Below are 14033 nucleotides of genomic sequence, written 5' to 3'. Positions count from 1 at the left end.
GAGGCCGTGAGTCTCCGCGAGGGCGACGAGCCCACCACGCGCGTCATTGCGAGCGCAGCGAAGCAATCCAGAATCTTTCCGCGGCGATAGTCTGGATTGCTTCGCTGCGCTCGCAACAATGACGGGATGGATGGAGCCTCCGAGAAACGAAGCGAAGCAATCCGGCAGGGCTGGTGGCCGGATTGCTCCTTTGCTTGGGCTCGTCGACCGGATGGGGAAGAGCGCGCTTGGCGCCTGAAGCGGTCGCTCCGCTCAGGACGCCAGTGTGGTCTCGTCAGACGCACGCTCGGCGGCGACGTGCAAGATTCCGTCCGCTGCCGAGATGACCTGATCGATGAGAAGATTGGTCGTGGCCGAGAGGTCGAGCCGCGTCGCGATCCAGCGCCAGAGGCCGCGGATCTCCTCGGCTGACTTGCCGCTCGGCGCGAATTCGCTGACGGCAAGGCCGGCGGCGAGCGAATCCTGGTGGTCGTTGCGCATCACGATCAGCGGGCGCGCGAGCACCTCAGTGAGATCGAGCGCCGCCTCCTCGGCAAGCGCGTCGGCCGCATTGTCGATGCGCTGGCCTCGGATCGGCGTCTGGTTCAGCACGAAGCCGTAGGGCCGTTTCCAGGCGCGCGCGACGCTCAGCGTCGAGAGGGTCGCCTCAATGTCGGCGACGCTCGGGCGCGCCGGGATCAGGCAGAGATCTGAATGGCGGATCGCGGCGGTGGTTGCGGCGCTGAGGCCCGCCGCGGTGTCGACGATCGCAAGCTGGAGGCCGCTCTCGGCCAGCATCTTCAGACGCGGCTCGATATTGGCGGCGTGATAGATCGGCTCGACGACAGGGTCCTTATCGCTGCGGCGGCGCTGCCAGCTGGACAGGGTGCCCTGCGGGTCGGTCTCGATCAGGCGGACGGTGAAGCCGGCCTGCCTGGCTGCCAGCGCGAGGCCGATGGCAAGGGTGCTCTTGCCGCTGCCACCCTTTTGGGTGGCCAGTACGATCGTATGCATGGAAGATGAATCCTTTGGAGTGCTGGGTCTTGGGAAACGCCACGCGAACGTGCATCGCTTCTCGATGCTGAGCTCTTCTTGCTCAGGACCTGCCCGGTCCGATCCAAAGGGGATCGCGGATGTCCGAATCAACGGTAAGGATGATGGCAGAACAGGGAATGCCAGCTAATCCGTACCAATACTGGACCCGTAGTTGCGCGTATGATGTCGTCGCCGTCGCGAACAAGAGGGACGAGCAGCATGAGCAGGAATTGGCGGGACCTGACGGCAACCACCTTTGAATGCCAGAAAATGCCGGCGCTTTCGAGCCGCGGCATGGTTGTCAGCAACCATCCGCTGGCCTCCAGCGCCGGCGCCGAGATGCTCGCCGCCGGCGGCAACGCCGTCGACGCCGCGATCGCAACGCTGTTCACGCTGACCGTGGTCGAGCCGATGATGGTCGGGATCATCGGCGGCGGCATGGCCCATATTCGCCTGGCTGACGGCAGCCATCGCTTCATCGACGGCCAGAGCACGGTTCCCTCGGCGGTGCGGGAGGACACGTACACGTCCAAGCCGGGATCGGCGCATGATGTGTTCGATACCGTCGGCAACGAAAATCTCAACGGCCCGAAGGCGGTTGCGGTGCCGGGCTCGCTGAAGGCCTGGTGCGAGACGTTGCGCCGGTTCGGCACCATGTCGCTCGCCGATGTCATGCAGCCCGCGATCAAGCACGCCGCGCGCGGCTATGCGGCGACCCCGTACCTGCACGAATGCATCAGCGAGAGCGCCGCCGAGATGCGCAAGGACGAGCCGATCGCGGCGATCTACCTGCCGAACGGTGAGCCGCTGAAGGTCGGCGAGCGCGTGGTGCAGGCCGAATATGCCGAGACGCTGCGCACCATCGCCGACCAAGGCGAGAAAGCGCTCTACGAGGGGCCGCTCGGCGAGATCCTCGTCGATTACATGGAGAAGACCGGCGGTTTCATCCGCCGCACCGATCTCACAGGCTACAAGACCGTCGAGCGGCAGCCGATCCGCGCCGACTATCGCGGCTGGACCATTTTGGGTCCGCCGCCGCCGGCGGCCTCCGGCGTGCATATCGCTGAGATGCTGAACATCCTGGAAGGCTACGATATCGCAAGCCTCGGCTTCGGGACGCCCGAGACCATTCATTACCTCGCCGAAGTCCTGAAGATCGCCTTCGCCGATCGCGCGGCGGCCAGCGGCGACCCTGACTATGTCGGCGTGCCCGTTGAGCGGCTGACGTCGAAGGCCTATGCCGAAGAGCGCCGCCGCGCCATCGATCCGGGGCGGGCGCAGGCCTGGGGCGCCGGCGTGTCGCAGCTCGAGGGCGCACACACCACGCATATGACGGCAGCGGACTCCTTCGGCAACGTGGTCGCGACCACCCAGACCATCAACAATCTCTTCGGCGCCAAGATACTGATCCCGGGGCTGGGCGCCATCGCCAACAATTACATGAACCTGTTCGATCCGCGTCCCGGCCACGCGCTGTCGCTGGCGCCCGGCAAGCGGGTCACCACCTCGATGTCGCCGATGATGGCGCTGAATGGCGGCAAGCTCCGCTATGCGCTCGGCCTGCCCGGCGGCAAGCGCATCTTCCCGAGCGCAATGCAGGCGCTGGTCAATCTGATCGACCACGGCATGAGCTTGCAGGAGGCGGTCGAAGCGCCGCGGGTCTGGACCGAGGGCAATGCGCTCGAGGTCGAGCAGGCCGTGCCGGAGCGCGTGCGTACCAAGCTCGCGAGCATGGGCCACAAGATCGACGCCGTCGCAACGGTGGCCGGCGGCATGAACGGCATCGCCTTCGAGGATGACGGCACCATGACCGGCGCCGCATGCTGGCGCGCCGACGGCACGCCGGTCGGCATTTCGGGCGGCCTCGCGCGCGGTGGTGTCAGGTTCAGGTTGGACTGATCACGACTTCCGCACGCAGATCACGCGCACGACGGCGGCTTTCGCATCCGTCGATGTGCCATTCGCTGGAACGCCGTTCGCCTTCAGGAAATCGCGCACCGTCGCCGCGGAGACCATCACCGCCTGTGACGCCGGCAACGACGTCGCAGGTCCCGCGACCATCGCCGGCTTCAACAAGGCGACGCCGGCGAACTTGCCCTCGCCGTCGATGGCCGGACCGCCGGAGAACCCGACGGCGGGCGGTGGCGACAGCGCGGAATCGCTGCTCGTGACCGGCGCCAGCGCGGCCTTGAGACTCGAGACGCCGGCGGCACCACCCTGGTTCTGCGGATCCGCGATGCCGATCAATTCGACACTGGTCTTCGCCGCGCCGCTTGCGAGGCTGAGAGGCTTCAGGTCGCGCGCGCCGTAGATGTGCAGCAGCGCGAGATCGTGCTCCTCGTCCTCGGCGAGACGGTCGGCATTGCCGTGGCCGCCGATCGTAATCGCGAGGCAGCTATCGGTGACCAGACGATCGGTGACGATCGCGCCATCATCGCTGACGACGATGCCGGTGCCGTATTCGACGGTCTTGCGCGGCGGCGGTCCAGCCATCTGACCGGACGGAAACGCGTTGAACGCGCTCGACATCGCGATCACGACCGGCTCGACGGTGTTTTCCATGGCCTGGTCGTAGAGGATCGTCATGATGCGGACCTCATCGCCCTTGAGTGTGCCGCGCACGTAAAATTTCTTCAGCCCCTGAAGTCCGGAGAGAACGATGAAGTCGGGCTTCACCACGGTGTAATCGACCTTGCGCCCGGCCGGCTCCTTCTTCTCCATCTCGGCGAGCTTTGCGGTGGTCGGGCTCGCTTCCTTGCGGCGGCTGAGCAGCACCTGCACCGTGCCGGTCGGCGAGGTCCATTTCGAGCCGTTGGCATCGGTCACCTGCTGCGGCACCAGCTTGCCGGGAATGCCGAGCCGCGCACCGCTGGTCGGCTCCATCACGATCTTCCAGCCGACGCTCTCCTGCTTGCGGCGTGCGGTCTCCGCGAGCGCAGCGCGCTCCTGCGGATTGAGCACGCCGGATGGCTTGCCGCCCTTGGCCTTCTGGTACTCCTTGATCGCATTGACCATGCGCTCGCTGACGTCGCCGGTGATGGCGCCGTTATACTCGCCGACCCAGGCGAGGTCGGACTGAAGCGACAGCCGTTCCGCTGGCCCCATGGCGTCCGCCGTCTCGGACGGCGTCTGCAATGCGGGTGGGCGGATCGGCACGGTCTGGACCGTCTTCGGCTTGGTGCCGGGGACCTGCGGCGTCGTCATCTGGGCGTTCGCACCTGCGGCAGCCGCGAACATCAGTGTTGCCGCAAGCATCGATCTCATGACAAATCCAGCCAGCCCATTGAACGTGCTGCCATTGAAGCACATCTCGTTGGTCGCGAACAATCTTTGTGTGGTTCAGGAGTAGAGAAGGTGCTGAGCCCGGACGAACTCGAACGCTATGCCCGCCATATCGTGCTGCGCGATGTCGGCGGACCGGGCCAAGCTGCGCTGAAGCGCGCGTCGGTGCTGGTGATCGGCGCCGGCGGGCTTGGCGCGCCGGCCCTGATGTATCTTGCCGCCGCCGGCGTCGGCACGCTCGGCGTGGTCGACGACGACGTGGTGTCGCTGTCCAATCTGCAGCGCCAGGTCATCCATACGACGCCCGATATCGGCCGCCACAAGGTCGAAAGCGCCGCCGAGCGCATTTCGGCGCTCAATCCGCATGTGCGCTTCGTCGGCCATGCGACTTGGCTTAACGCCGACAACGCGCTCAGCCTGATCGGCGACTATGACCTCGTGCTTGACGGCTCCGACAATTTCTCGACCCGCTATCTGGCCTCGGACGCCTGCTTCTTCGCGCAGAAGCCGTTGATCACCGCGGCGCTCGGCACGTTCGACGGCTCGCTGACCACAATTCGAGCGCATGAGAAGAACGAGCAGGGCGAATTCAATCCGACCTATCGCTGCCTGTTTCCGGAGGCGCCGCCGCCCGGTACGGTGCCGGCCTGCGCCGAGGCCGGTGTGATGGGCGCGCTTGCCGGCGTGCTGGGCTCGATGATGGCGCTGGAGGCCATCCGCGAGATCGTCGGCTTCGGCGACGGCCTGGTCGGCCGCCTCCTGATGATCGATGCGCGCGCGATGCGGTTCGAGACGCTGCGCTATTCGCGCGATCCGGCCAATCCGCTCAATGGCGATGGGCCGGTCATGAGCGACCTGAGCGCCCATCGCACTTGATTGCCGCGGTTACGTTGTGGCGGGCTTCTCGCTGTCCAGATGCGCCATCTGCTCGGCCGCGTAGCGCGTGCCTGATGCAACATCAGGCGGGAAGGCTTTTGCCAACGCCGCAAGATGCGCTGGAGTCAATCTCATCTTAGTCGCTCCGAGCGCTTCGGTGAGACGGTTGCGGGTGCGGGCGCCGACCAGCGGCACGATCTCCTGGCCGCGCTCTTGGCCCTGCGCCGCCACCCAGGCGATCGCAACCTGTGCCGGCGTTGCACCGACATCCGTCGCGATCGTACGCAGGGAGTCCACCAGCGCGAGATTGGCGTCGAGATTCGCGCCCTGGAAGCGCGGCGTCATCAGCCGGTAATCCTTGCCGACCTTGCCGCTGTCCTTCGTCCAATGGCCGCTGATCAGGCCGCGCGACAGCACGCCATAGGCGGTGATGCCGATGCCGAGCTCGCGGCAGGTCTTCAGAATATCGCGCTCGATGCCGCGCGCTACAAGCGAATATTCGATCTGGAGATCGACGATCGGATGCACGGCATGCGCGCGGCGGATCGTGTCGGAGCCGACCTCGGACAGGCCGATATGCCTGACGTAGCCGGTCTTCACCATCTCGGCGATGCCGCCGATCGTCTCCTCGATGGGAACGTTGGGATCAAGACGCGCGGGGCGATAGATGTCGATGTAGTCGGTGCCGAGCCGCTGCAGCGAATAGGCGAGGAAGTTCCTGATCGCGGCCGGGCGGCAATCCATTCCGGCGAATTCGCCGGCGGGGCCGCGCAGCGCGCCGAACTTGACGCTGATCTGCAGCCGGTCACGCGAGCGATCCTTCAGCGCCTCGCGGACCAGCATTTCGTTGTGGCCCATGGCGTAGAAGTCGCCGGTGTCGAGCAGCGTGATCCCGGCATCGAGCGCTGCGTGGATCGTGGCGATGCCCTCGCCGCGATCGGCCGGCCCATAGACCTCCGACATGCCCATGCAGCCGAGACCGATCGCAGAGACGATGGGGCCGGTTGAACCGAGTTTGCGCTGTTCCATGATGGCTCTCCTCGAAAGGCGGCAGGCTGATTGCGCCGCCTGACGGGCCAGATATGCGCCGCGTCGATTGTTCCGATAAGCTGGACAATCCTGAATGGCTTGTTCATCATATCGAACAATGGCTGAAGCCGATCTGCGCGATCTCGATGCCTTCGTGGCGGTCGCCCGCACCCGCAATTTCCGGCGCGCGGCGCGGGAAATTCGCGTGTCAGCGTCGAGCCTCAGCCAGCGGCTACGGGACCTGGAGGAGCGCCTCGGCGTCCGCCTGATGAACCGCACCACAAGGAGCGTCGCGCTGACCGAGGCGGGTGAACTCCTGCTGTCGCGTGTCGGTCCGGCGCTGCGCGATGTCGGCAATGCCCTCGATCAGGTCCGCGGCTTGCGCGAGGTGGCGTCGGGTCGCCTGCGCATCAACGCGCCGCCACCGGCGGTCGACCTCGTGCTGGCGCCGATGGTTGGGCCATTCCTGGAGGCGCATCCGCAGGTCGATCTCGACATCGTCTCCGAAAGCGGTTTTGTCGATATCGTCAGCGCCGGCTTCGATGCCGGCGTGCGTTATGGCGAGCATCTCGCGCAGGACATGGTTGCGATTCCACTCAGCGGCCCGCAGAGCTACGTCGTCGTCGCTTCGCCTGCTTATCTCGCGCGCCGCGGCCGGCCCAGGCATCCGAAGGATCTCCTCGAGCATGATTGCATCCGCGCGCGCTACAGCAGCGGCGTCATGCATGATTGGGAGTTCGAGAAGCGCGGCCAGATCATGAAGGTCGATCCGCCGGCAAAGCTGATCTCGACCAACATGAATCTTGCGATGCGCGCTGCGCTCGACGGCGCTGGGATCTGGGCAACCCTCGATGGCTATGTCGGTGAAGCCCTGAAGTCCGGTGCGCTGATCAGTTTGCTGGAGGACTGGTGCGAGCCGTTCCCTGGCCCGTTCCTGTACTATCCGAGCCGGCGTCAGGTGCCGCCGGCGCTGCGCGCTTTCATCGATTTCGTCGCAGACTGGCGCAAGCGCGAGACGCGGAACAAATAGATTTCAGAGCATGCTCGGCAGCACGCGATCCGGCGGCTTGTGCGCGTCGAGGAAGGTGCGGATGTTGATGATCACCTTCTCGCCCATCTCGACGCGGCCTTCGATCGTGGCCGAGCCCATATGCGGCAACAACGTCACCTTGCCGGCCTTGGCGAGTCGCACCAGCTTCGGATTGACCGCGGGCTCGTGCTCGTAGACGTCGAGGCCGGCGCCGCCGATCTCGCCGGCTTCGATCAGCTTGATCAGCGTGTCCTCGTCCGTCACCTCGCCGCGCGCGGTGTTGACGATGTAGGCGTCTTTCCGGATCAGCTTCAGCCGCCGCGCCGAGAGCAGATGATACGTCGCCGGCGTGTGCGGGCAGTTCACCGAGATGATGTCCATTCGCGCCAGCATCTGGTCGAGGCTTTCCCAATAGGTCGCACCTAGCTCTTCGGCGATCTTCGGGGCAACGGGCCGGCGGTTGTGATAGTGGATCTGCAAGCCGAAGGCGCGGGCACGGCGCGCCACGGCCTGGCCGATGCGGCCCATGCCGACGATGCCTAGACGTTTTCCTCCGATGCGGTGTCCGAGCATCCAGGTCGGCGACCAGCCCGCCCAGGGTTTGCCTTCCGTCAGAATCGAGGCGCCTTCGATCAGCCGGCGCGGCACCGCCAGGATCAGCGCCATGGTCATGTCGGCGGTGTCCTCGGTCAGAACTTTTGGCGTGTTAGTGACGGTGATGCCGCGCGCATGCGCGGCCTCGACGTCGATATTGTCGACGCCGTTGCCGAAATTGGCGATCAGGCGCAGCTTGCAATCGGGCTGATTGACGACATCGGCGGTGATCTGATCGGTGACCGTCGGGACCAGCACGTCGGCCGTGCGCGCCGCTTCCGCGATCTGCTCCGGCGACATCGGCGTGTCGTCCAGATTGATCCGCGCATCGAACAGCTCGCGCATCCGCGTCTCGATCGAGTCCGGCAGCTTGCGGGTGACGACGACGAGGGGCTTTTTCTTCACCGACATGTCCTGCTCTCATGAGACATTGCGGCCCGCCTCCATCATGAAAGGCTGGCCGTTCAGGCCTCATTAACCCGGTTGTTCGACACTGCCCTTGCCGCGTCGTCCCCGGCGTTTCCTTCAAGCTCTCCCGACATTTCCGGCCGGAAAATCGGGACAAACTGGTTATTCAAGTGCCCGTCCTCTCTAGCAGAAGGCCGGGCCAAGACAAGAACCACGGGTCTCGCTTGCGGATCCGGCTTCGGGAACACCCGCGTGGGGCGGGAGAGAGGGCGTACGGCAGAGTTTTGGACTTTGGGGTGAGGGCTCGGCTCGGCGGGGTCTTCAACAGGAGACGGGTTGATGGCGTTGGGGCGTTTTTGTTCGGTGTTGGCGCTCGTTTGCACCTGGTTGAGCGCCTCGGTCAGCCCCGGGCATTCGGCGAAGGACAATACCGTCCAGACCGCCAGCGGCCTGCCGGTGCCCCGCTATGTCAGCCTCAAATCGGATCACGTGAACGTCCGTGCCGGCCCGACCAAGGACAATGACGTCGCCTGGGTCTACACCCGCGCAGGCCTGCCGGTCGAAATCACCGCCGAATTCGAGAATTGGCGCCGGGTGCGCGATTCCGAAGGCGCCGAAGGCTGGGTCTATCACTCGCTGCTGTCGGGCCGCCGCACTGCGGTCGTCACCATGAAGCATAAGGACGACCTCGCGCCGATCTACGACCGGGCCGATGCCGACAGCGCGGTTGCAGCAAAGCTCCAGGTCGGCGTCGTCGCGCAGGTGAAGAAGTGCACCGCAAACTGGTGTCACATCATCGGCAATGGCTTTGACGGCTGGATTCAGCAGGAACGCCTCTGGGGCGTCTATTCCGACGAGCAAGTGAACTGACGCGCACCGCCCCGGAAATGACGGCGCAAAACGAAAATGGCCGGGACAAGCCCGGCCATGACGGTCTCAGATCGATTTCAGAGAAATCTCAGCGCTTCTTGCGCAGGCGCACGACCATGTCGATGCGCGAGATCTCGTAGCCCTCGGGCACCTCCGGCATCTTGGACAGCGCCAGATGCGGGTCCTCGATGTCGACCAGCTCATGGCTGTTCTCGAGGTAATAATGGTGGTGCGTCGTCACGTTGGTGTCGAAATAGGTCTTGGTGCCGTCGACGCTGACTTGGCGGAGCAGGCCGGCATCGGTGAGCTGATTCAGTGTGTTGTAGACGGTTGCGAGCGACACCGGGACCTTGGCCAGGGTCGCTTCCTCGTAGAGCATTTCAGCCGTCAGGTGGCGCGCACCCTTGCCGAACAGCAGCCAGCCGAGCGCCATCCGCTGGCGGGTCGGGCGCAGGCCGGCAGCCTGGAGCATTTCGTTGACGTCGTGCCACGGGCAGCCGGTCAGGGCCGGCTGGCGTCCGGCCGGGAGCGCCGCGGAATGGGCGTCGTCGTCGTGATGGGGCGCGTTATTCTCGCTCATTTCCAATTTCGGGCACGCGTGGACACTTATCTGCCTGCAATATATGGACGGATAGATGCAGATGCAAGTTTCTCGCAACTAGAGTGGTTCTAATCAAGCGGGGAACCGGGCGAGCATCCCGTCATTTTACCTTCATGAGAGCGCTTGGCTACCCGAAAAGGCCTGTGTTAGAGAGCGCGCGGTTCCGCTTAACCGGTTTTGGTGCAGCCAGGGCATTGAGGCCCGGCCTGCAGTCCATTCGGGCTCTTGGTGTTCGCGCCAGACGAACGGCTATGGGCGTTGCTTTCCGAGCAAGACGGGGCCCATTTTCGCCAAAAAACGCCGCTCAATCGGCATTTTGAACAGAGGCTTCCGCATGCTGAACAGGCGCAACGGTTACGAATATGAGGATTTGCTGGCATGTGCCCGCGGCGAGATGTTCGGCCCGGGCAATGCCCAGCTGCCACTGCCTCCGATGCTGATGTTCGACCGCATCACGGAAATCAGCGACACCGGCGGCGAATTCGGCAAGGGGCTGGTGCGCGCCGAGCTCGACGTGAAGCCTGATCTCTGGTTTTTCGGCTGCCACTTCAAGAATGACCCGGTCATGCCGGGTTGCCTCGGGCTGGACGCACTGTGGCAGATGGTCGGATTCTATCTAGGCTGGGTCGGCGGCGAAGGCCGCGGCCGGGCGCTGGGCCTGAGCGAGCTGAAGTTCGGCGGCCAGGTGCTGCCCGAGGCGCGCAAGGTTGTGTACAACGTCGACATCAAGCGCGTGATGCGGTCAAAGCTGGTGCTGGGTATCGCCGACGGGTGGCTTTCGGTTGATGACCAGATTATCTATCGCGCCAAGGATCTGAAGGTCGGCCTGTTCAAGCAAGGCACGACGCTGGGCTAAGGCATATCACGAAGAAGACAACGATTTAGGCGAGGCTGTCATGAGGCGGGTTGTGGTCACCGGGATGGGCATCGTCTCGTCCATCGGAAACAACACCCAGGAAGTGCTTGCGAGCCTTCACGAGGCGAAGTCGGGCATCTCGCGGGCTGAGAAGTATGCCGAACTCGGCTTCCGTTCGCAGGTGCAGGGTGCGCCGACGATTGATCCTGCGACGGTCGTCGACCGCCGTGCGATGCGCTTCCTCGGCCAGGGTGCCGCGTGGAATCACATCGCGATGGAACAGGCGATCCAAGATTCCGGACTTGGGCCTGACGAAGTCTCCAACATCCGCACCGGCATCATCATGGGTTCCGGCGGTCCGTCTGCCCGCACGATCGTCGAATCCGCTGACATCACCCGCACCAAGGGACCGAAGCGCGTCGGGCCCTTTGCAGTGCCGAAGGCGATGTCGTCGACGGCCTCTGCGACACTCGCGACCTGGTTCAAGATCAAGGGCGTGAACTATTCGATCTCTTCGGCCTGCGCGACCTCGAACCACTGCGTCGGCAATGCCTATGAGACGATCCAGATCGGCAAGCAGGACGTGATCTTCGCCGGCGGCTGCGAGGAACTCGACTGGTCGCTCTCGGTGCTGTTCGACGCCATGGGCGCGATGTCGTCCAAGTACAACGACACGCCCGCCACCGCCTCACGCCCCTACGACCTCAACCGCGACGGCTTCGTCATCGCCGGCGGCGCCGGCGTGCTGGTGCTGGAAGAGCTCGAGCACGCCAAGGCGCGCGGCGCGCGCATTTACGGCGAGATCGTCGGCTATGGCGCGACGTCCGACGGCTATGACATGGTCGCGCCCTCCGGCGAAGGCGCCGAGCGCTGCATGCGCATGGCGATGTCGACGGTGAAGACCAAGGTCGACTACATCAATCCGCACGCCACGTCGACGCCGGCCGGCGATCCGCCGGAGATCGAGGCGCTGCGAAGGGTGTTCGGAAGTGGCGAGAAGTGCCCGCCGATCTCGGCGACCAAGGCGCTGACCGGCCATTCGCTGGGTGCGACCGGCGTGCAGGAGGCGATCTATTCGCTGCTGATGATGAACAACGGCTTCATCTGCGAGAGCGCGCACATCCAGGAGCTCGATCCGGTGTTCGCCGACATGCCGATCGTGCGCAAGCGCATCGACAACGCCAAGATCGGCACCGTGCTGTCGAACTCCTTCGGCTTCGGCGGCACCAATGCCACGCTGGTGTTCAGCCGGCTGGATGTGTGATCTCGGATTTTGTCATGCCCCGCGAAGGCGGGGCATCCAGTCCGCCGCGGCCTCTCGATCAAGCACGACCGTCTCTGGGATACTGGATCGCCCGCCTGCGCGGGCGATGACCTCCGAATAGTGGGAGCCATGATGCAGGAATTGATGAAGGGCAAGCGCGGTCTGATCATGGGCATTGCCAATGATCATTCGATCGCCTGGGGCATGGCAAGGACGCTGCATGCCCATGGCGCCGAGCTTGCCTTCACCTTCCAGGGCGAGGCCCTCGGCAAGCGCGTCAAGCCGCTGGCGGAATCGCTTGGCGTTGATCTGGTCCTGCCCTGTGACGTCGAGGACATCGCCAGCGTCGATGCGACGTTCGATGCGCTGCGCGCGAAATGGGGCCGGCTCGATTTCGTGATCCACGCGATCGGTTTCGCCGACAAGAACGAGCTGAAGGGCCGCTACGCCGACACCAGCCGCGAGAATTTTTCGCGCACCATGGTGATCTCCTGCTTCTCGTTCACGGAAGTGGCCAAGCGTGCCGCCGAACTGATGACGGAGGGCGGCAGCATGATCACGCTGACCTTCGGCGCCTCGGAGCGCGCGATGCCGAATTACAACGTGATGGGCGTGGCCAAGGCGGCGCTGGAAGCCTCCGTGCGCTATCTCGCCGCCGATTTCGGACCGCGCGGCATCCGCGTCAACGCGATCTCCGCCGGCCCCATCCGCACGCTCGCCGGCTCCGGCATCGGCGAGGCGCGCGCGATGTTTGCGTTCATGCAAAAGCATTCGCCGCTTCGCCGCGGCGTCACGCTCGACGAGCTCGGCGGCTCGGCGCTCTATCTCTTGTCGGACCTCTCCGGCGGCGTGACCGGCGAGATCCACTACGTCGATTCCGGCTACAACATCGTCCTGATGCCGAAGCCGGAGGATCTCAAGGCCTCGGAATAGGCACCTTCCGTTGTAGGGAGGGCAAAGCGAAGCGTGCCCATCACTTGTAGCGCGATCGCGGGGGCATGGTGGGCACGGCGCGAGCGCCTTTGCCCACCCTACAAACCTTGGTTCGCAGGTCACCCCGCCGCGATCTTTTCCGCGCGCTGGAACGCCGGTCGCGCCATGCAGCGCGCGATGTAGGCGTCGAAGGCCGGGCGCGACGGCACCATCTTGAACAGGCGTACGGCGAAGTTCAGGCCCGAGCCGATCGTGATGTCGGCGGCGGAAAAATCCTCGCCGAGAATCCACGGCCCCTTTTCGAGCGCGGCTTCCAGCACGTCGAAGACCTGCGTCGCGCTGCCCCAGGCGGCGGTCGAGGTCGGCACCTCGATCTTGGTGAAGATCTGGATGATGGCCGGCTCGATGCAGCTTGGCGAGAAGAACAGCCATTGCAGATATCGCGCGCGGCGCGGATCAGTCACGGGTGGGGCCAGCTTCGTCTGGGGATAGCGGTCGGCAATGTAGGCGCAGATCGCGGCAGCTTCGCCGAGCGCGGCATCGCCGTCGGCGAGCGCTGGGACCTTTCCCATCGGATTGACCTTGAGGAAATCCGGCGCCTTCTGCGCTCCGGTCGTGATGTCGGTCAGCACGCGCTCATAGAGCAGGCCGCTTTCTTCCATCAGCCAGATCGCGGAGAAGGAGCGGGAGCGAGGCGACCAATAGAGCTTGATCATGAAGCGTTTCCTTTGTTCTTCCACCGATAATACTTCATCATGAAGCCGTTCGACGGCTCGATCTCTTCCTTCTCGAACACAAAGCCCTCGCGCTCGTACCAGCGCCAGGCTTTTTCGTTCTCGCGCACGCAGCGCAGATACATTTCATCCGGCATTTGCGTGCGCGTGAAGGCGAGCAACTTGCGGCCGAGCGATTGACCCTGATAGGCGGGCGCAACGAAAAGCATGTCGAGATATTGCTTTGGCACGTGCAGCGCCAGCATCGCGGCGATCGTGCCGCCATCATCGGCGACAAACAGGCTCCAGCCGTTCTCGATCTCGCGCCGGACACGCGCGCGCAAATTCGCGAGCAGGAAGGCGCTGGCCTCTGCGAGTCCCGTCGAGACCCAGCTCTCCATCCAGACGCGTCCGACCTCGTCATATTCATCCGCGCGCGCGGGACGGATGATCGGATCCAGCATCGTCTGCTCTCCGCTTTCGATCATGCCCGATGCGGGCGCAGCATCGGACCTTACACGCACGATTCCGGCGGTTGGGGCAAAATTCCCGCGAGCGGAAGC

At 64.6% G+C, this 14033-nt stretch carries 14 protein-coding genes; 7 read left to right on the top strand and 7 right to left on the bottom strand.

All coding sequences use genetic code 11. The features are described from left to right. Window positions 1-252 precede the first annotated feature (252 nt). Window positions 253-993 carry a ParA family protein gene (locus AXW67_RS33885; protein WP_063681424.1) on the bottom strand — a complete coding sequence of 247 codons (741 nt, stop codon included), beginning with the start codon at window positions 991-993 and terminating at the stop codon, window positions 253-255. A gap of 240 nt (window positions 994-1233) precedes the next feature. Here AXW67_RS33885 and ggt point away from each other — a divergent pair, with 240 nt between their 5' ends. Beyond that, complete coding sequence (gene ggt / locus AXW67_RS33880; protein WP_063681423.1) at window positions 1234-2913, top strand: gamma-glutamyltransferase; 1680 nt, start codon at window positions 1234-1236, stop codon at window positions 2911-2913. Here the strand turns inward: ggt and AXW67_RS33875 are convergent, their stop codons facing one another. Further along, window positions 2914-4278, bottom strand: a complete 1365-nt coding sequence (locus AXW67_RS33875) for a serine protease (protein ID WP_063681559.1) — start codon at window positions 4276-4278, stop codon at window positions 2914-2916. Window positions 4279-4368: 90 nt separating this feature from the next. Between AXW67_RS33875 and AXW67_RS33870 the strand changes: the two genes are divergently transcribed. Next, entirely contained in the window at window positions 4369-5172 is an 804-nt protein-coding gene (locus AXW67_RS33870; RefSeq protein WP_063681422.1) for a HesA/MoeB/ThiF family protein, read from the top strand. Between the two features lie 9 nt (window positions 5173-5181). Here AXW67_RS33870 and AXW67_RS33865 read toward each other — a convergent pair whose 3' ends face one another. Continuing rightward, window positions 5182-6201, bottom strand: coding sequence for an aldo/keto reductase (locus AXW67_RS33865; protein WP_063681421.1), 1020 nt, complete (start codon window positions 6199-6201; stop codon window positions 5182-5184). 118 nt (window positions 6202-6319) lie between these two features. On the opposite strand from AXW67_RS33865, the gene AXW67_RS33860 reads away from it, so the two are divergent. Then, the gene (locus AXW67_RS33860) at window positions 6320-7231 is read left to right on the top strand and encodes a LysR family transcriptional regulator (protein ID WP_063681420.1); all 912 of its coding nucleotides are present in this window, start codon (window positions 6320-6322) and stop codon (window positions 7229-7231) included. Between the two features lie 3 nt (window positions 7232-7234). On the opposite strand, the gene AXW67_RS33855 is transcribed toward AXW67_RS33860, so the two are convergent. After that, window positions 7235-8236 (bottom strand): 2-hydroxyacid dehydrogenase, encoded by a 1002-nt coding sequence (locus AXW67_RS33855; RefSeq protein ID WP_063681419.1) that lies wholly within the window; start codon window positions 8234-8236, stop codon window positions 7235-7237. A 336-nt stretch (window positions 8237-8572) separates the two neighbouring features. On the opposite strand from AXW67_RS33855, the gene AXW67_RS33850 reads away from it, so the two are divergent. Continuing rightward, window positions 8573-9103, top strand: a complete 531-nt coding sequence (locus tag AXW67_RS33850) for an SH3 domain-containing protein (protein ID WP_063681418.1) — start codon at window positions 8573-8575, stop codon at window positions 9101-9103. Window positions 9104-9191: 88 nt separating this feature from the next. On the opposite strand, the gene irrA is transcribed toward AXW67_RS33850, so the two are convergent. After that, window positions 9192-9683, bottom strand: a complete 492-nt coding sequence (gene irrA / locus AXW67_RS33845) for an iron response transcriptional regulator IrrA (protein ID WP_063681417.1) — start codon at window positions 9681-9683, stop codon at window positions 9192-9194. Between the two features lie 355 nt (window positions 9684-10038). Between irrA and fabA the strand changes: the two genes are divergently transcribed. The 3 genes from fabA to fabI all read left to right on the top strand — a co-directional run bounded on the left by fabA (window position 10039) and on the right by fabI (window position 12757). Continuing rightward, window positions 10039-10560, top strand: a complete 522-nt coding sequence (gene fabA, locus AXW67_RS33840; RefSeq protein ID WP_027550045.1) for a 3-hydroxyacyl-[acyl-carrier-protein] dehydratase FabA — start codon at window positions 10039-10041, stop codon at window positions 10558-10560. A gap of 40 nt (window positions 10561-10600) precedes the next feature. Then, window positions 10601-11824 (top strand): beta-ketoacyl-ACP synthase I, encoded by a 1224-nt coding sequence (gene fabB / locus AXW67_RS33835; protein ID WP_063681416.1) that lies wholly within the window; start codon window positions 10601-10603, stop codon window positions 11822-11824. A 132-nt stretch (window positions 11825-11956) separates the two neighbouring features. Next, window positions 11957-12757, top strand: coding sequence for an enoyl-ACP reductase FabI (gene fabI / locus AXW67_RS33830; RefSeq protein ID WP_027550043.1), 801 nt, complete (start codon window positions 11957-11959; stop codon window positions 12755-12757). Window positions 12758-12876: 119 nt separating this feature from the next. On the opposite strand, the gene AXW67_RS33825 is transcribed toward fabI, so the two are convergent. After that, window positions 12877-13473, bottom strand: coding sequence for a glutathione S-transferase family protein (locus tag AXW67_RS33825; RefSeq protein ID WP_063681415.1), 597 nt, complete (start codon window positions 13471-13473; stop codon window positions 12877-12879). Next, a complete protein-coding gene (locus tag AXW67_RS33820; RefSeq protein WP_063681558.1) occupies window positions 13470-13934 on the bottom strand; it encodes a GNAT family N-acetyltransferase in 465 nt (154 codons plus the stop codon). The genes AXW67_RS33825 and AXW67_RS33820 overlap by 4 nt, the downstream gene beginning before the upstream one ends. Window positions 13935-14033: the final 99 nt, after the last annotated feature.

It is taken from the genome of Bradyrhizobium neotropicale (assembly GCF_001641695.1).
Classification (GTDB): Bacteria; Pseudomonadota; Alphaproteobacteria; order Rhizobiales; family Xanthobacteraceae; genus Bradyrhizobium; species Bradyrhizobium neotropicale.
This window is presented reverse-complemented; position numbering and strand designations above follow the sequence as displayed.